The following is a 17176-nucleotide window of genomic DNA, read 5'->3' as shown; positions in this document are numbered from 1 at the left end:
CTTCAAGCGACTCCAAAAGAGGATCCAAAACCAGAAGAACCAAGCAAACCAGAAGAGTCTAAGATTGACTATGATAAGGCCATGGCAAGTTTGGCAGAGGCTATTCAAAACAAGACTAAGGAACTAGGCAATGATAAAGAAGCTAAGAAGAAACTAGTCGAGTTATCAGAACAAGCCATCGCAGCGATCGAAGCAGCCAAAACTCAGGATGCAGTAGATAAGGTTTTGGAAAATGCTCTAGCTGGTATTAATCTGCTTCAATCGACTCCGAAAGAGGATCCGAAACCAGAAGAACCAAGCAAACCAGAAGAGTCTAAAGTTGACCGCCATAAGGCGATTGCAGAATTGGCTGCAGCAGTCGAGAAAAAAGCTGCTGAACTTGTCGATGATGTAGCTGCACAGGAAAAACTGGTTGAACTTGGAGAGCAAGCCCTTACTGCCATCAGAGATGCCAAGACACAGGATGCAGTAGACAAAGCCTTGCAAGCAGCTCTAACTTCTATCAATCAGCTTCAAGCGACTCCGAAAGAGGAAGTAAAACATTCAAATCTTCCGACTGAAGGAGATAAGGTCTTAATTCAAACGCAACCAAGCCTTGAAGTAACGACAGAATCAATCGCCTTTAATACTGTTCGTCGCGAGAATGCCTTCCTAGCCAAAGGCAAGGAACAAGTTGTTTCAGAGGGCAAAGTAGGTCAAGTAACGACTTATGTAGAAGTAGATGGAGACACACGTAAGACAGTTAAGGTTGAACGTGAAGAAGCTCAAGATCGTGTCATAGAAGTTGGTACTTTTGAAGGAACATCTGTGCCAGGTGAAGGTGTTAAAGAATTGAACTTTAGTCAGCCAAGTCTTGAAGTTGTTGAAGAAGCTCTCAGCTTCAAGATAGTTAAGCAAGATGACCCAACTCTGTCAGAAGGTGAAACTCGAGTAGCTCAGGCCGGTCGTGAAGGCAAAGAACGCGTCAGCATAGAAGTAGCATTGGATGGAAGCCGTACTGAAAAACTTCGCGAAGTTGTTGAAGAACCACAAGATGAGATTGTACTAGTCGGAACTAAGAAAGTTGAATCAGGTAAAACAGATCCAGCTATCCATGAAGTACCAGAGTTCACAGGTAGTGTCAATAGCTCAGAAGCAGCTAGTCATGAACTTCCAGAGTTTACTGGTGGTGTGACTGGTTCAGAAGCAGTTATTCGTGAAGAAGATCCAGAGTTCACAGGTGGTGTCAATGGAACAGAAGCAGCTAGTCATGAACTTCCTGAATTTACTGGTGGCGTAAATGGTGCAGAAGCAGCTATCCATGAAGCTCCAGAGTTTACTGGTAATGTTAATGGCGTAGAAGCGGCTATCACCGAAGTCCCAGAGTTTACTGGTGGAGTCAATGGCGAAGAAGTAGCTATTCGTGGAGAAGCTCCAGAGTTCACTGGTAATGTTAATGGCGTAGAAGCGGCTATGAATGAAGTACCAGAGTTTACTGGTGGCGTCAATGGCGAAGAAGTAGCAATTCGTGGAGAAGCTCCAGAGTTCACAGGAGGTGTGAATGGAGTAGAGGCTGCTAGTCATGAACTTCCTGAGTTTACTGGTGGCGTCAATGGCGAAGAAGTAGCAATTCGTGGAGAAGCTCCAGAGTTCACAGGAGGTGTGAATGGAGTAGAGGCTGCTAGTCATGGACTTCCTGAATTTACTGGTGGAGTCAATGGCGCAGAAGCAACTGTCAGCGAAGTCCCAGAATTTACAGGAGGTGTGAATGGAGTAGAGGCTGCTAGTCATGGACTTCCTGAATTTACTGATGGAGTCAATGGCGCAGAAGCAACTGTCAGCGAAGTCCCAGAGTTCACAGGAGGTGTGAATGGAGCAGAGGCAACAGTTCATGAAATCCCAGAATACAAGGATATGCAGTCTCTTGTAGCGTCACAAGACAAGCTAAATCAAGCACCTGCAAATCGTCAAGACATTCTCCCTGAAACAGGAGCAAAAGAAACTGCTACCCTTGCAAGCTTGGGAGCTGTAGGAGCACTTCTTGGCTTAGCTGCAATGGGAAAGAAAAAAGAAGACGAATAGAATCTGTCAAACTCAAGAAACACTTTTGAGAAAGTATAGATTTCGTGGGAAGTTATTGCAGAATAGTAGCATTGTTTAAAGAAACTGCTGTAATAACTGTCCAAACTTTAGAGATTGGAACCAATAACTAATCTCAATTATAAAAAGCGAGCAAAACGAGTTTTCTGATAAACAGAAGCTGGTCTTGTTCGCTTTTTTATATCAAGAATCAGGTGTAAAGTTCTATGTGCATAAGTCATCAGTTATAGGACTTGAGCAAACTAAAAACCAGCGACTTTAATCGCTGGTTACTCATATGCTTGTTTACTTGATAGGGATGAAGGCTTATCTAGACCTTCTATTTCTACGATAGCCATTTAGTTTTTTATTTTCCCAATAACTGTTAAAGATTTTTTCTTTACTCTCACGGTCAATTTCTAGGAAATAAGCATAGAGTAGATCAATTAAGATCAACATAGGAAGTTGGGCAGAAATGCGTTGGATATAGGAAGCCTGACTCTGGCTTGCTACCAGTACAGTTTCTGTAAATTCCTGAGTTTCCTTGCTAGGCGTACTAGTAAAAAGAACAGTTTTAGCCCCCATATCTTGAGCGTCTAGTAGACTGTCAATGATGGATGGAGTTGTTCCTGAAAGGGAAAAGCCAAAGACCAAACATTTTTCATCGATGATACTGGTTGTCCAGGCGAAACCATCTGGATCTGTCAAAGCCTCACAAACGACTCCAAGTCTCATGAAACGCAATTTCATCTCACGTGCAACGAGGCCAGAACTTCCAGTCCCAAAAAAATAGACGCGTTCTGATTGATCAATCATTTGGGCAATGCGCTCCAGTTGGTCATCATCAATCAATTCTTGAGACATTTCACGGATATTTGTATAACTTCTCAAGACTCGTTGAGTCAAGGGGTTCATATCCTGCTGAGGGACTGAAAGGTTGTCAATTTGTTGTAGGTATTTGAAAATGAACTCTCGATAACCCGTAAAGCCACATTTTTTGGCAAAGCGAGTGAGAGCGGCCTGAGAAATATGAAGTTTTTGAGTGACCTGCTGAGAAGACAAGTCATCATGAATGGTATCTGCCTGCAAAAAATAGCGGGCAATCTCTTGCTCTAAATCGGTCATTTCTTCAAAGTGAAGATCAATAATCGTAGAGATGTCTTGCTTGTTCATGGGCCTCCCTTGTAGTTATTTGTTAAAATTTTTATCAATGAAATCTATAAAATAGCGCTCATTTTAATTATACCACAGTTGCTTTGTTTTTTGGATAAAAAGGAAAAGTCTTTTCTTTTTCCATAATTTTCTCATCAAATTATGGTACAATGAAGAGTAAGATTTTGATTAGAAATGAGACTGCCTTGTATGAGAAAATTTAATAGCCATTCGATACCGACTCGGCTTAATTTATTGTTTGCAATCGTTATTTTGCTCTTCATGACCATCATTGGTCGCTTGCTCTATATGCAATTTGTAAATAAGGATTTCTATGAAGCCAAGTTAGCATCTGCTAGCCAAACTAGAGTAACAACGGGGTCTGCTCGTGGAGAAATCTATGATGCAGCTGGAAAACCTTTGGTAGAAAATACGGTTAAACAAGTAGTTGCTTTCACACGAAGCAATAAGATGACAGCGACTGATTTAAAGGATATTTCTGCTAAACTATTAACTTATGTGACGGTATCCTCTCCAGATTTGACAGAACGTCAAATTGCTGACTATTATCTAGCTGATCCAGCAGTTTATAAAAAAACGGTAGAGGCCCTACCCAAAGATAAGCGTTTTGATTCTGATGGTAATCAACTTTCTGAATCGGATCTTTATAACAATGCTGTTAAGAGTGTTAGCTCTAGCCAAACTAATTATACAGAGGATGAAAAGAAGGCTATTTATCTCTTTAGTCAGCTCAATGCAGTTGGAAATTTTGCAACAGGCAATATCCAAACAGATCCTTTAAGTGATACTCAAGTCGCTCAAATTGCCTCTGCATCTAAAGAGTTACCTGGGATTAGCATCTCGACTTCGTGGGATCGCAAGGTTCTTGAAACCTCTCTGGCCTCTATCGTAGGAAGTGTTTCAAGTGAAAAATCAGGCCTTCCAGCTGAGGAAGTAGATGCCTATCTTAAAAAAGGTTATTCCCTCAATGACCGTGTTGGAACTTCTTACCTTGAGAAACAATATGAGGAAGTCCTACAAGGGAAACGTACTGTTAAAGAAATCCATCTCGACAAACATGGTGATATGGAGAGCGTAGAAAACATTGAGGAAGGTAGCAAGGGTAAAAACATTAAACTGACCATTGATTTGGCCTTCCAAGATAGTGTGGATAGCCTCTTGAAAAGCTATTTTAATTCTGAGCTTGCTAACGGAGGTGCCCAATATTCAGAAGGTGTCTATGCGGTTGCCCTCAATCCTAAGACAGGAGCTGTTCTAGCGATGTCAGGAATCAAGCACAATCTTGAATCTGGTGAATTGAATCCAGACTCACTCGGAACTGTCACCAATGTCTTTGTTCCAGGTTCTGTCGTTAAGGCAGCAACCATCAGTTCAGGTTGGGAAAATGGTGTGTTATCAGGTAATCAAACCCTAACAGACCAACCAATTGTCTTTCAAGGTTCTGCACCAATTAATTCTTGGTATACCCTTTCTTACGGTTCCTTCCCGATCACAGCTGTTGAGGCCTTGGAATATTCATCCAATACTTACATGGTCCAGACAGCTCTTGGAATTATGGGGCAAACTTATCAGCCTAATATGACAGTAGGAACCAACAATCTTGAATCTGCCATGGGAAAACTTCGCTCAACCTTTGGTGAATATGGTTTGGGCGTGTCAACAGGGATCGATTTACCAGATGAGTCAACAGGTTTTATTCCTAAAGACTACGATTTGGCCAACTATCTAAATAATGCCTTTGGACAGTTCGACAACTACACACCGATGCAGTTAGCTCAGTATGTGGCAACGATTGCCAATAATGGTGTCCGCTTAGCTCCTCATATCGTGGAAGGAGTCTACGACAACAACGAACAAGGTGGTCTAGGAGAACTCATTAAGCAAAATGACAGCACGGAAATGAATAAAATCAATATTTCTGAGTCTGACATGTCTATCTTGCAACAAGGCTTTTACCAAGTATCGCACGGGACAAGTGCTCTTACGACAGGTCGTGCCTTTTCAAATGGGGCAGCAGTCTCCATCAGCGGAAAAACCGGTACAGCCGAAAGTTACGTCAATGGTGGCCAAAAATCCGACAATACCAACGCCGTAGCCTATGCGCCAACCGATAATCCGCAGATTGCAGTCGCAGTTGTTTTCCCGCATAATACGAATCTAACTAATGGTGTCGGACCTTCGATTGCTCGCGACATTATCAATCTCTACAACCAACACCATCCAATGAACTAGAAAGGAAGCCATGCTTTACCCAACACCTATAGCTAAGCTGATTGACAGTTATTCTAAACTTCCAGGTATCGGGATTAAGACAGCAACCCGACTGGCCTTTTATACCATTGGGATGCCTGATGATGACGTCAATGAATTTGCCAAAAATCTCCTTGCAGCTAAGCGAGAATTGACCTATTGTTCGATTTGCGGACGTTTAACGGATGATGATCCATGTTCTATCTGTACGGATCCTAGTCGTGACCAGACAACTATCCTAGTATTAGAGGATAGCCGAGATGTAGCGGCTATGGAAAATATCCAAGAATACCATGGACTATACCATGTCTTGCACGGCCTCATTTCACCAATGAATGGGATTAGCCCTGACGATATCAATCTTAAAAGTCTCATGACTCGTCTCATGGATAGCGAGGTTTCGGAGGTCATCGTGGCAACCAATGCGACAGCTGATGGTGAAGCGACTTCTATGTATATCTCTCGACTTCTTAAACCTGCTGGAATTAAGGTTACGCGCCTAGCGCGAGGTCTAGCAGTCGGAGCAGACATCGAATATGCGGACGAAGTAACACTCCTAAGAGCCATTGAAAATCGTACAGAACTCTAGTCTGTAAGATTGACGATAGAGGCAATGAACTAGCAGCAGATAATCATTTAAAAGTACAAAGAGCCTGAATCCCATTTTGATTCAGGCTCTTTTCTTGTTTTTAGCTATACAAGTTTAAAAAAATAGACAAATGTGATATACTAAAAGGCGAGTATTCTAGTAGAAATAGGACAATCATATGAAACAAACAATTATTCTATTATATGGTGGGCGCAGTGCAGAGCGTGAAGTGTCTGTCTTGTCAGCTGAGAGTGTCATGCGTGCGGTTAACTATGATCGCTTCATAGTAAAAACCTTCTTTATCAGCCAGTCTGGTGATTTCATCAAAACCCAAGAATTTAGCCAAACTCCTGGGCAGGATGAACGTCTCATGACCAATGAAACGATCGATTGGGACAAGAAAATTGCTCCAAGTGCTATCTATGAAGAAGGCGCAGTGGTCTTTCCAGTTCTTCATGGACCTATGGGAGAAGATGGTTCTGTTCAAGGTTTCTTAGAAGTTCTGAAAATGCCTTATGTTGGCTGTAACATCCTATCTTCAAGCCTTGCTATGGATAAGATTACAACCAAGCGTGTTTTAGAGTCTGCTGGGATTGCCCAAGTTCCTTACGTAGCTATTGTTGAAGGGGATAATTTGGCTTCTAAGATTGCAGAAGTAGAAGAAAAATTAAGTTACCCAGTCTTTACCAAACCATCCAATATGGGCTCTAGTGTTGGTATTTCTAAGTCTGAAAATAAAGAGGAACTTCGCCAAGCTTTAGAGCTTGCCTTCAAGTACGATAGCCGTGTCTTGGTAGAACAGGGAGTCAATGCGCGTGAAATCGAAGTTGGACTTTTAGGAAACTATGATGTCAAGAGCACGCTTCCTGGTGAAGTTGTCAAAGATGTAGCTTTTTATGACTATGATGCCAAGTATATCGATAACAAGATTAGTATGGACATCCCAGCCAAAATCAGTGATGACGTGGTAGCTGTCATGCGTAAAAATGCAGAAACTGCCTTCCGTGCTATCGGTGGACTTGGATTGTCGCGTTGCGACTTCTTCTATACAGATAAGGGAGAAGTTTTCCTAAATGAGCTCAACACCATGCCCGGATTTACCCAGTGGTCTATGTATCCATTGCTCTGGGACAATATGGGGATTAGCTATCCAGAACTAATCGAGCGTTTGGTTGATTTTGCTAAGGAAAGTTTTGACAAGCGTGAAGCGCACCTATTGTAAAGACAGACATAAGGGCGGGAAGAGACTTCTTGCCCCTTTTTAAAGGAGTAAATATGAAACTTACGATTCACGAAGTTGCGCGTCTTGTTGGTGCAAAAAATGACGTATCAGTCTATCCGGATAGTCCGCTAGTTAAGGCAGAATTTGATAGTCGCTTGATTGCTGAGGGGGATTTGTTTATTCCTCTCAAGGGAGCGCGTGATGGTCATGACTTTATCGAGACGGCTTTTGAAAACGGCGCTGCTCTAACCTTATCAGAAAAGGAAGTAGCAAACCATCCTTATCTTTTGGTAGAAGATGTCTTGACTGCCTTTCAAGCTCTTGCGGCCTATTACCTTCAAAAGACTGGTGTCGATGTCTTTGCTGTTACAGGTTCAAATGGGAAGACTACTACCAAGGATATGTTGGCCCATTTGCTTTCAACAAGCTACAAAACCTACAAAACACAAGGGAACTACAATAATGAGATTGGCTTACCTTATACAGTTCTTCATATGCCAGATGCTACTGAGAAGTTAGTCTTGGAAATGGGACAGGATCACCTAGGAGACATCCATCTTTTATCTGAACTAGCTCATCCAAAGACAGCTATTGTGACCTTGGTAGGAGAAGCTCATTTGGCCTTCTTCAAGGACCGTTCTGAAATTGCCAAAGGGAAATTGCAAATCGCTGATGGGATGGAAAAGGGTGCCTTGCTTTTGGCACCGGCTGATCCAATTGTAGAAGATTATCTACCTGCTGACCAAAAAGTAGTTCGCTTTGGCCCAGGTGCAGAACTCGAAATTACAGAATTAACTGAGCGTAAGGATAGCTTGACTTTCAAGGCTAATTTCTTGGAGCAGGCTCTCGACTTGCCAGTGACTGGTAAGTACAATGCGACCAATGCCATGATTGCATCTTATGTTGCTTTGCAAGAAGGAGTGACTGAGGAGCAGATTGGTCAAGCCTTCCAAAATCTAGAGTTGACACGCAATCGTACCGAGTGGAAAAAAGCTGCCAATGGAGCAGATATCTTGTCAGATGTCTACAATGCCAACCCGACTGCTATGAAGTTGATTTTAGAGACTTTTTCAGCCATCCCGGCCAATGAAGGTGGTAAGAAAATCGCAGTTCTGGCGGATATGAAGGAACTTGGAGAACAATCTGTTCAACTCCATAATCAAATGATTTTGAGCATTACACCAGATGCTCTTGATACTGTTATTTTCTACGGTGAAGACATTGCTGATTTGGCTCAACTAGCCAGTCAGATGTTCCCAATCGGCCATGTTTACTACTTTAAGAAAACAGCTGAGGAAGACCAATTTGAAGCCATGGTCAAGCAGGTCAAGGAAAGTCTTGGAGCACATGACCAAATCTTGCTTAAAGGTTCTAACTCTATGAATCTAGCCAAGTTAGTAGAAAATTTGCAAGAAGAAGACTAATGTTCTTCGATAAGAAAAATTTTTCAAGAGTAAATTTGTCTTGAAGGATTAGCTTCTTTGGAACACAAAAATATAAGAAATAAATGTAAGCTAGGCTCTATAAAAATCAGTAAGAGATTGGCTTATATGAAAATGAGGAAAGTTACATGAATTTTTGGGAAGCTTTATTTAGTACGCAGCCGACGGAGCCACCCCAGTTTGACCTTCTTTGGTATGGAAGTCTATTTACCTTATTAGCATTGACTGTGTTTCTTGCCTATCGTTATGGTGAGAAAAAGGCCTGTCAGCGATTTTTCCAGATTTTACAGGCGGTACAGCTAATCCTGCTCTACGGATGGTATTTAGTAAATCAGATGCCTCTAACTGAAAGTCTACCCCTTTATCATTGCCGTTTGGCTATGTTTGTAGTGCTTTTGACCCCGGGTGTCTCTAGAGTCAAACAGTATTTTGCTGTATTGGGAACCTTTGGAACTTTGGCAGCTTTTATTTATCCAGTGCCAGATCCCTATCCCTTCCCCCACATTGCCATCCTGTCCTTTATTTTCGGACACTTAGCTCTCTTTGGAAATTCCTTGATTTATCTCCTGAAGGACTACGACGCTAGTTTACTAGATTTCAAACGAATCCTAGTTATAACGTCTTCGCTCAATGCCTTGATTTTCATGGTCAATTTAGTAACAGGTGGAGATTATGGATTTTTGACAAGACCACCATTAGTTGGAGACCACGGTCGTTTGATCAATTATCTAGTGGTAACGCTATTCTTGACTTGCGCTATTTACTTATTCTCTAAAATTTTTCAGACAATCCTTCAGGAACAGGCAGAAAAAAGGTTGAGAATCTGGCAGAAATAAAAAAATATTTTCCCAATCTCTTGACTTTTATCTGAGAATTTTGATACAATAGTAGACGGTATTGTTTACCCCATTTGTAAGGCCCCGGAACCTTTCAAATACCCCGCGGACCGGAACATCCGCCCTGTAAACAAAAACGATATTCATATAGGAGAAATCATGAACAAAACTACATTCATGGCTAAACCAGGCCAAGTAGAACGCAAATGGTACGTTGTTGACGCAACTGATGTACCTCTTGGACGCCTTTCAGCAGTTGTTGCTAGCGTACTTCGCGGAAAAAACAAACCAACATTCACACCACACACTGATACAGGTGACTTCGTAATCGTTATCAATGCTGAAAAAGTTAAATTGACTGGTAAAAAAGCATCTGATAAGATCTACTACACTCACTCAAACCACCCAGGTGGATTGAAATCAATCTCTGCTGGTGAACTTCGTTCTAAAAATGCAGTTCGTTTGATCGAGAAATCAGTTAAAGGTATGCTTCCACACAATACTCTTGGTCGCGCTCAAGGTATGAAATTGAAAGTATTCGTTGGAGCTGAGCACACTCACGCTGCACAACAACCAGAAGTTCTTGATATTTCAGGACTTATCTAAGGAAAGGAACAATAAAGTATGTCACAAGCACAATATGCAGGTACTGGACGTCGTAAAAACGCTGTTGCACGCGTTCGCCTTGTTCCAGGAACTGGTAAAATCACTGTTAACAAAAAAGATGTTGAAGAGTACATCCCACACGCTGACCTTCGTCTTGTCATCAACCAACCATTCGCAGTTACTTCAACTGTAGGTTCATACGACGTTTTCGTTAACGTTGTGGGTGGTGGATACGCTGGTCAAGCAGGAGCTATCCGTCACGGTATCGCTCGTGCCCTTCTTCAAGTAGACCCAGACTTCCGCGATTCATTGAAACGCGCAGGACTTCTTACACGTGACTCACGTAAAGTTGAACGTAAGAAACCAGGTCTTAAGAAAGCTCGTAAAGCATCACAATTCTCAAAACGTTAATCAATACGATTATATCAACGTTTCAAAGCACTCAAAAGTTTACCTTATGGGTGCTTTTTTCGTGTTTTTTTGAAAAGTTCACCTCAAAGTTTACCTTATTTTCACCTTATTGTTTTAGAGACTTTAAAGCAAATTCACCAACTGCCATAGGAACTACATTAGAAGTATTTACATAAATCTGTGTTGTTCCTGTGTCACTGTGTGTTAGAGCCTCAGAAATAGCTTCTAAGCTCATTCCTGCTTGTTTAGCAAGCGTTGCTCCTGTATGTCGCAGTTTATGAGGTGTAGCATGTGCCAGCTCTTTATGTCGCTTTCTGATACTTTTCATTTTATTGTTTAGATAGTCAGCATGTAAAGGCTTGTTGATGTTTCCTCTTGTGTCGATATATGTAAAAACAAATTGTTCTGGGTTACTGATGATGCCAAACTTTGCTAGTTCATATTTTTGTTGCTCTTTCCAAGAGGTAAGAAGTTGAAGTAAGTCATTAGAAATAGAGAAAATAGTTTTCTTATTTCCCTTAGTTGATTTTACTTGTCCATATCTATCTAAAGCTTGAATTAGCTGAATCTGTGATTTTGAAAAGTCTATATGTTTCCATTGAAGAGCATAAGTTTCAGATTTTCTATCACCTAAGAAAAAAGTGAGATAAAATAGGACATAATCTTTAAGGGTTATTTTATCATTCTCTAAATCTTCTTGAAATGCTGAGAACCATTCTTGGAGTTGTTCATGAGTTAGATATAAATCTTCCTCTCTCTTTGACTCTGCAAGTTGAATCTTTTTAGTTGCCTTTATTCTTCTTAATATTTTTGCAACTTTATTAGCTTCGATATATTCAAGTTCTTCTGCCCAATCAAAAATGGAAATCACATAGCTACGTAAAGATTTGAAGTTCGCATATTCATTAGCCTTAGATGTCATTAGATTTAGGATAACTTGCTTATTTTGATTTAGAAACTGTATCGTATAGTTTCCAAGAAGTGGTAGTATATGTTTTTCAAAACATGTTTTGGTATTGGCAACTGTTGACCTGCTTGGTGGCTTAGAAGTGGATGTAGTTTGTCCTGCTTTATAAGAGTCCCACCAGATATTGTTATAGAAGTCTGAGAAAAGAATATCTCCTTTTGCTAGTCCTGTAAACTCATTATCTTCTATTTGATTTAACTTGGTAAGCAGGTCTATCTCAGCTTGCCTTGCCTCCTTTCTCGTTTTGAATCTCTTATCGTAATAATTGCTATTGACGATTCCAAGTGGCATTCGTGCTTCAATTGGGATATAGACTTTTAAGCGATAAGTTCCGTTTTTTGTCTTACTGATAGTCATGATATTCTCCTTGTGTATCGAACCAGAAAATATCATGACTATTATAAAACAAAAATATAGATATTTCTAGTTTTGTGAGTAAAGCCAAGAATTAATGGCTTCTTTATTAAATCGTATAGTCTTGCCTATTTTTATTGCAGGCAGTCCTCGTTTAATCCAACTATCTAGAGTATTGTTTGAGATGCCTAGATAGTGGCAAGCCTGTTGTTTATTTAAAAACGGGCTTTCAAGGTTACTATTGTTCAACTTCTTTTCAATTTCTTTCTTGATTAGTTCAGCGAGTAGGTGCTGAATTTGTTGAACTTGTTCATCTGGTAAAATGACTTGCATGTATTCCTCCAATGTATGGTATAATAGAGGTATCAAGAGATACCCTATTTACTTTTCTTGATTATCTTCCACCTCGTCCTCGCTCGCCAAAGTTTCGGACGGGGTTTTTATTTTGTCATATGCCCATATGTCCCATTGATTGTTGAGGCCAACTTTTGAAACTAACATGGATAGAAGCTCTTCCTTGCTTTTCATTTCGTTCCCAGGTGTGAAATCATAAGACAAGTAAACATCATATCCGATCTCTGGTATTCTTCTCTTATAGTTCATAGTTCTTACAGGATGAGATTCGAAAAAAATAGGCTTCTCATTCGTACCCTTTAACGTTGCTAGATGTTCAATTCTCCTAACGTATTGAGATAAATCTTCATACGCATTTCCTTTGGTATAGTAGAAGAAAGCTAAAGGATGTTTAGAACTTGTAATAATAATGACCTTAGCAGCACCTATTTTATTTTGATAACGTGCAGATACTGGGCTAATATTATATGGATCCAAAACTTTTAACCAGTCCGAAGCAGTTAAGCTGTCTCCTCGAACATCATCAAGTAGTAGGACTTCTTCTCCGTTTACTTCATCAAACATGTTAGTGCCTGCGGTTGTGATTGATTGCCATTTTTTGTTGTTTAGTTTTGCCATCTGAATGATATCTTTAGTTAATTCTTTTGCGAACCTTGACTTTCCAAGTCCAGAATTACCATAGATGAATAAGATAGTCTTTTTGAACTCTCCGTTTTCCAGTTCATCTTTTGTTCTGGCACCTTTAATTTCTCCAACAGTTTTAAACGCATCGTTTATTCTAGTTTTATGTACTATATATGGCGTGTGATATTTCTTATCGAGAAGTATGTCATTTTTAGTGATATTCTCGTTCAAAATATTATCGATTAGGAAATCAATGTCTTCAAAACTTTTCTGTACCTCTTTTTTAGCTTTTCCTTTAAGCCAACTTTCTTTCCTTTGATGATAGATTTCTAAGTACTGTTTTCCTAACAAGGTGAATACCTCGTCAGGGGAATATTGATACTTATCTTTATCTTTTGCATGAATTAAGTATGCTAACAAGTTATCGTAGCCATATCTTCCAGACTTTGATTTTTCGAGATATTCTTCTGCTAATCCGATTTTTTCAGCTAAAGTAGATAGTGTTGCACCTTTGCCTTTATCAAACTTGAGCAAAGCATGAATATGTGGTTCAGCAAGTTTAGTAGTTGTTTCTTGAAGTTTTTTGTCGAATACTACAGATGTGTCTTTATCATGATTAATTGCATATGCTTCAGTAACTGTTGCCACTTCACTAACTCTTCTGACAATTTCCTCAAGAATTTTTTCAATATCCGCTGATTCAAGTAGTTCTTTATTCCAGTCATTATCCCAGAAGCCATCTGAGAATTGTTGCGTTAATAGCACTGATGTTAAAAGGGCTTCTTTTTTTGTATTTGTCATAATAATTAAACCTCTTTTCTAATTATTTTTTTAATTATTTCAGTGTTAGACTATCGACAAGCCCAGTCTAACACGCGTTAGGAATAATTAAAAATTAAATTTAGATACTCTTGGGGCTTCGCCCCAAACCCCAGCCTCTCCTGCCCGATGGATCCCCATCGAACCTAGAACGCTTGCCAATTCAACAAGGGACGGGGTAGTATTTTTCTTCGCTTCACTCCTTGCCGTTGGCATCGTTACGCTTAAAAAATCTCCACCCCTCAAGCCCTTGCGAATAGGCATTTTTCTGCTGGTAATGTCGTGCCGACACCTATACCGATGAATCCCTAGGTAAGGTCAGTGTCGCGCTAAACAAGTGTAGCAGAAAAAACGCTAGCTATATCTTGAAAATAGCTCTTGTATCCGCTGATTTAACCGTTCTTCGTCTCTTACTTGAATAGTGCGAAACATTTTGACAGCTTCCCCCTCTAATTGGAAATATCCATACCCTCTAGGTTTTACGACAACTTCGCTTTTTTCCATATCTGGGAATAGAAGTTGCCTGTTATTCGTAGATATGAGAAAACTAGTGGATAATGAAATTATACAGTTGAAGTTATAGCGCCCTGGCAAATCAGACATTAAGAAACGTTGACTAGATAAAATGATTCGTAAACCTAAGCTTCTACCCATGCTGTTCATCATTAACATCTTAGAAAGTACTTCCTTATGTTTTTTCTTATCTGTCTGTTCTAGATAAGCGAGAAAAGCTTGCCACTCATCAAAAATTAGGTAAAGATTATGCGAGTTTTGTTCTTGCTTATCAAGTCTAGCTTCAAAACGTTGGTAGACTGTTTCGAATAATTCTAGACAGTTAAAACCTCTTGCGACATGATCACTAGTCATTGAAAACATTTCTTCATCTGCTTTAAAATCCAAAAAGTAAGCTTCAGCATCTGTATCATGAAATGAAATGAGTCCTAAAAGTCTTCTCAAAAAAGTGGATTTTCCCGAACCAGACGGGCCTGCAATAATCCATGCGAAAAATCGGTTAATGTCAATAGAGAAAGGGGTGGGATCCCCTTTGTTGTTGACGTCAAAAACATTTTTTATCATGCTAGAAGTCCTCTTCTTTCTGTGGTTTTTGCATTAGCATCATGTCATGAGTTGACACTAAACGAACTTTAATTGCAAGGAAGGGTTCGCGCTTCACACGCTTCACAACGCTATCTGTAGAATCGTTTGACATAGTTTTTACAACTTGTCTTACTTTTGTTGCAAAGTCTTCAAGAGCTTCGTCAGAGATTTCTTTGTCAATATGAACAAAGTAAATGCCTTGTGCTGCAACTTCGACACCTTGAGTGTAACTCAGTGAAGCGATTGGTAGTTCTGTTACCCCTGTTTCAGTTAGCCAGTGATAGAAGTTATCAAATAAAGGATTAACAGCAGTTTGACTTGTTTGTTTGTATCGATGCCAGGCTAGAGAGAAAATTTCTCCATCCGTTACAAGCCACATGAGCAACAAAGAACCTAATATAAATGGAGCTATCCATAGCAGAAACTTAAGAAGTAGTGCTAGTAAAACAAAGGTAATTAAAGCTATGAAAAGCTGATAGTACCACTCTAATTCCATGATTTTTCTTACAAAATTTTTCATACGAATCCTCTTTCTTATTTAAGTGAAATATCAGAAAGCTCGGTGACAAGAGCTAAACCGATTGGTTGCTTGAGTTTATCAAGTACAAATGATAAGTCATACTTGTTAAGTACGATATCAGCGTTTATCAAACCATCTAAGTTCTCGTTTTGATAGTTTTTCAACTTGACTTTGAACGTTGGACAGTAAGCTTCTTGAGCAATACTAGCGAACTGATCGTAGAGTTTTTTATCTACGCATGTTAAAGATGCCCAGTAAAGTTGATTTTCTTGACCTTCGTTTATAACCCCGTTGTTTGTATCGACTACTTTAATATCAGACGGGACATCAACAGAAGTTGATAAATCATCTAAAAATGCTTTTGAGTTGTTGCGGTTACCCACAGTTAATTTGTTTTCTTTTGGCATATGAATGCCTCCTTTTTAAAAAAATGTGCTTGGTCAGACTTTCTAGAACGCTGACAGAGTTTAAAACATGTTTTGTTTACAAAAATATGATAACACGAAGACATTAATTTGCCTATGCAGATAGGGTTCAAAAATAGATTGATAAAAAAAAGCAAATGTGGTAAAATAATCGCAAAAAGTGGGAATCAATTCATAAGTTTCGGGGGAGGAATATATGTCAAAATCTGATACTTGGTTTAACTTTTATGAACCGTACATTAAGATTAATGATTTATTAGGTATAGAAAATTTTTTAACAATATACATAGAAAATAACTACCAACATATCATTGTGGAACAATACGAACAATACAAGGATGAGGGCAAACGTAAGAGAGCTGGTGAATTTGTACAAAAAGATCTGGGACTTAATTTGAAGAATCCTGACGCTTTCTATAATGAAATAAAAAGAGGGGTAAAAAAAGATATTACGAACCTTATTCCGATTTTAAAAGAATTTCCAGTAGTAAAGCAATATCTCTTAGAAACAGAAACACAAATTTATAGAAAGCTTAGTAATATTAAATGGTCTTTGGAATTGGGGTATGAACTTTTATATCATCCAGAATGTGCTACTTTTCTTTTATCATTTTTGCCAAAAATATTTCCTTGTCCTGAGGAACTTATATATTTCCGAAAATTAAATTATATTTCAAATAAGATAAAAGATAATTTAATTAATTTCAATGAGATTGGTGATGAAATACCTTGCATATCTCTATCGGAATATGAGGCATTTTTAAATATTTCTGATTTTAAAACTGAAGAAAGTGTCGTTGATTTGTATATCAAGAAAAATTATAGCAAGATTATGAGGGATCAGTACAAGCAACTAAAACCATATTATGATGAATACTGTAAGCAGGAAAGTTTTATAGAAAAATTAATCAATAATGAAATAGATGAAAAAAGATCTTTATTTCATAGACTGTCAAAAGGTTCTAAAAAGATGGATAATAATTTATTAGAAAGGTTTAGAGAATTTCCCATCCTGCAACCAGAGAGTGAGTCTTTACATTCAAATAACATAAAAAAATTAAATTACATAAGATTTGCTTTATATTTAGGAGCTGTTTTTTTGGAAGAGACAATATTGCTACCTAGTGTCACTAGTGCAGTGAAAAAAACAAATTCATTAGGATTATTTGGTATTGACTATTTGCGCACTTTTTCAGTTAAATTAGAAGAAGAAGCTGACGAACTGGAAGAGGAATATGAGTGGGAAGAAAATCAGATTAGGTTAGATTAATATTATTCCGAAGACTTAAAGATATAATGAAAAAGTGTCTGGGACAAAATAGTTCTCAGCCACAAAAAAGCTAGAGGTTCCCAATTGTGGAATTCTAGCTTTTTAATTTTGAGTCATTCTCTTATTGTATTTTAGGAGGTTATTGGCCATGAGCACCA

16 protein-coding genes are annotated in these 17176 nt (G+C 39.0%); 9 read left to right on the top strand and 7 right to left on the bottom strand.

The features are described from left to right. Positions 1–2061: SIALI-17 repeat-containing surface protein (locus GEZ89_RS08885; RefSeq protein WP_228113887.1), on the top strand; the 2061-nt coding region annotated here is incomplete at its 5' end. A gap of 324 nt (positions 2062–2385) precedes the next feature. On the opposite strand, the gene GEZ89_RS08880 is transcribed toward GEZ89_RS08885, so the two are convergent. Continuing rightward, positions 2386–3231 (bottom strand): MurR/RpiR family transcriptional regulator, encoded by an 846-nt coding sequence (locus tag GEZ89_RS08880; RefSeq protein WP_075231529.1) that lies wholly within the window; start codon positions 3229–3231, stop codon positions 2386–2388. Positions 3232–3405: 174 nt separating this feature from the next. Here GEZ89_RS08880 and pbp2b point away from each other — a divergent pair, with 174 nt between their 5' ends. The 7 genes from pbp2b (at position 3406) to rpsI (ending at position 10587) form a co-directional block, all read left to right on the top strand. Further along, positions 3406–5463: a penicillin-binding protein PBP2B gene (gene pbp2b, locus GEZ89_RS08875; RefSeq protein WP_153225746.1), complete on the top strand. Its 2058-nt coding sequence runs from the start codon at positions 3406–3408 to the stop codon at positions 5461–5463. 10 nt (positions 5464–5473) lie between these two features. Continuing rightward, positions 5474–6070, top strand: coding sequence for a recombination mediator RecR (gene recR, locus GEZ89_RS08870; RefSeq protein ID WP_075228878.1), 597 nt, complete (start codon positions 5474–5476; stop codon positions 6068–6070). Between the two features lie 178 nt (positions 6071–6248). After that, on the top strand, positions 6249–7292 hold the full coding sequence (locus GEZ89_RS08865; RefSeq protein WP_153225745.1) for a D-alanine--D-alanine ligase: 1044 nt from the start codon (positions 6249–6251) through the stop codon (positions 7290–7292). A gap of 53 nt (positions 7293–7345) precedes the next feature. Next, positions 7346–8716 carry a UDP-N-acetylmuramoyl-tripeptide--D-alanyl-D-alanine ligase gene (locus GEZ89_RS08860; protein ID WP_153225744.1) on the top strand — a complete coding sequence of 457 codons (1371 nt, stop codon included), beginning with the start codon at positions 7346–7348 and terminating at the stop codon, positions 8714–8716. A gap of 146 nt (positions 8717–8862) precedes the next feature. Further along, a complete protein-coding gene (locus GEZ89_RS08855) occupies positions 8863–9570 on the top strand; it encodes a TIGR02206 family membrane protein (protein ID WP_153225743.1) in 708 nt (235 codons plus the stop codon). Between the two features lie 159 nt (positions 9571–9729). Next, positions 9730–10176 (top strand): 50S ribosomal protein L13, encoded by a 447-nt coding sequence (rplM, locus tag GEZ89_RS08850; protein ID WP_001044622.1) that lies wholly within the window; start codon positions 9730–9732, stop codon positions 10174–10176. A gap of 18 nt (positions 10177–10194) precedes the next feature. Beyond that, positions 10195–10587 (top strand): 30S ribosomal protein S9, encoded by a 393-nt coding sequence (gene rpsI / locus GEZ89_RS08845; RefSeq protein WP_000075969.1) that lies wholly within the window; start codon positions 10195–10197, stop codon positions 10585–10587. Positions 10588–10693: 106 nt separating this feature from the next. Here rpsI and GEZ89_RS08840 read toward each other — a convergent pair whose 3' ends face one another. The 6 genes from GEZ89_RS08840 to GEZ89_RS08815 form a co-directional block, all read right to left on the bottom strand. Then, a complete protein-coding gene (locus GEZ89_RS08840; protein ID WP_153225742.1) occupies positions 10694–11911 on the bottom strand; it encodes a site-specific integrase in 1218 nt (405 codons plus the stop codon). Positions 11912–11977: 66 nt separating this feature from the next. Continuing rightward, a complete protein-coding gene (locus GEZ89_RS08835; protein WP_153225741.1) occupies positions 11978–12241 on the bottom strand; it encodes a helix-turn-helix domain-containing protein in 264 nt (87 codons plus the stop codon). Between the two features lie 48 nt (positions 12242–12289). Continuing rightward, the gene (locus tag GEZ89_RS08830) at positions 12290–13687 is read right to left on the bottom strand and encodes a Rep family protein (protein WP_153225740.1); all 1398 of its coding nucleotides are present in this window, start codon (positions 13685–13687) and stop codon (positions 12290–12292) included. Positions 13688–14059: 372 nt separating this feature from the next. Continuing rightward, positions 14060–14782 (bottom strand): ATP-binding protein, encoded by a 723-nt coding sequence (locus GEZ89_RS08825; RefSeq protein ID WP_153225739.1) that lies wholly within the window; start codon positions 14780–14782, stop codon positions 14060–14062. A gap of 1 nt (position 14783) precedes the next feature. Next, complete coding sequence (locus GEZ89_RS08820) at positions 14784–15323, bottom strand: hypothetical protein (protein WP_153225738.1); 540 nt, start codon at positions 15321–15323, stop codon at positions 14784–14786. A gap of 14 nt (positions 15324–15337) precedes the next feature. Further along, complete coding sequence (locus GEZ89_RS08815; protein ID WP_153225737.1) at positions 15338–15730, bottom strand: hypothetical protein; 393 nt, start codon at positions 15728–15730, stop codon at positions 15338–15340. 214 nt (positions 15731–15944) lie between these two features. Here GEZ89_RS08815 and GEZ89_RS08810 point away from each other — a divergent pair, with 214 nt between their 5' ends. Then, positions 15945–17018: a hypothetical protein gene (locus GEZ89_RS08810; RefSeq protein WP_153225736.1), complete on the top strand. Its 1074-nt coding sequence runs from the start codon at positions 15945–15947 to the stop codon at positions 17016–17018. The last annotated feature ends 158 nt before the right edge of the window (positions 17019–17176 follow it).

This window comes from Streptococcus mitis (genome assembly GCF_009496285.1).
GTDB classification, from domain to species: domain Bacteria; phylum Bacillota; class Bacilli; order Lactobacillales; family Streptococcaceae; genus Streptococcus; species Streptococcus mitis_BP.
The sequence above is the reverse complement of the archived record's forward strand: the minus strand, read 5'-3'. Positions and strand labels throughout refer to the sequence as shown.

What these genes read in the sequence shown, in the direction of transcription:
- GEZ89_RS08880 (WP_075231529.1), bottom strand. Translation starts at nt 3,231, where the DNA reads ATGAACAAGCAAGACATCTCTACGATTATTGATCTTCACTTTGAAGAA.
- pbp2b (WP_153225746.1), top strand. Translation starts at nt 3,406, where the DNA reads ATGAGACTGCCTTGTATGAGAAAATTTAATAGCCATTCGATACCGACT.
- recR (WP_075228878.1), top strand. Translation starts at nt 5,474, where the DNA reads ATGCTTTACCCAACACCTATAGCTAAGCTGATTGACAGTTATTCTAAA.
- GEZ89_RS08865 (WP_153225745.1), top strand. Translation starts at nt 6,249, where the DNA reads ATGAAACAAACAATTATTCTATTATATGGTGGGCGCAGTGCAGAGCGT.
- GEZ89_RS08860 (WP_153225744.1), top strand. Translation starts at nt 7,346, where the DNA reads ATGAAACTTACGATTCACGAAGTTGCGCGTCTTGTTGGTGCAAAAAAT.
- GEZ89_RS08855 (WP_153225743.1), top strand. Translation starts at nt 8,863, where the DNA reads ATGAATTTTTGGGAAGCTTTATTTAGTACGCAGCCGACGGAGCCACCC.
- rplM (WP_001044622.1), top strand. Translation starts at nt 9,730, where the DNA reads ATGAACAAAACTACATTCATGGCTAAACCAGGCCAAGTAGAACGCAAA.
- rpsI (WP_000075969.1), top strand. Translation starts at nt 10,195, where the DNA reads ATGTCACAAGCACAATATGCAGGTACTGGACGTCGTAAAAACGCTGTT.
- GEZ89_RS08840 (WP_153225742.1), bottom strand. Translation starts at nt 11,911, where the DNA reads ATGACTATCAGTAAGACAAAAAACGGAACTTATCGCTTAAAAGTCTAT.
- GEZ89_RS08835 (WP_153225741.1), bottom strand. Translation starts at nt 12,241, where the DNA reads ATGCAAGTCATTTTACCAGATGAACAAGTTCAACAAATTCAGCACCTA.
- GEZ89_RS08830 (WP_153225740.1), bottom strand. Translation starts at nt 13,687, where the DNA reads ATGACAAATACAAAAAAAGAAGCCCTTTTAACATCAGTGCTATTAACG.
- GEZ89_RS08825 (WP_153225739.1), bottom strand. Translation starts at nt 14,782, where the DNA reads ATGATAAAAAATGTTTTTGACGTCAACAACAAAGGGGATCCCACCCCT.
- GEZ89_RS08820 (WP_153225738.1), bottom strand. Translation starts at nt 15,323, where the DNA reads ATGAAAAATTTTGTAAGAAAAATCATGGAATTAGAGTGGTACTATCAG.
- GEZ89_RS08815 (WP_153225737.1), bottom strand. Translation starts at nt 15,730, where the DNA reads ATGCCAAAAGAAAACAAATTAACTGTGGGTAACCGCAACAACTCAAAA.
- GEZ89_RS08810 (WP_153225736.1), top strand. Translation starts at nt 15,945, where the DNA reads ATGTCAAAATCTGATACTTGGTTTAACTTTTATGAACCGTACATTAAG.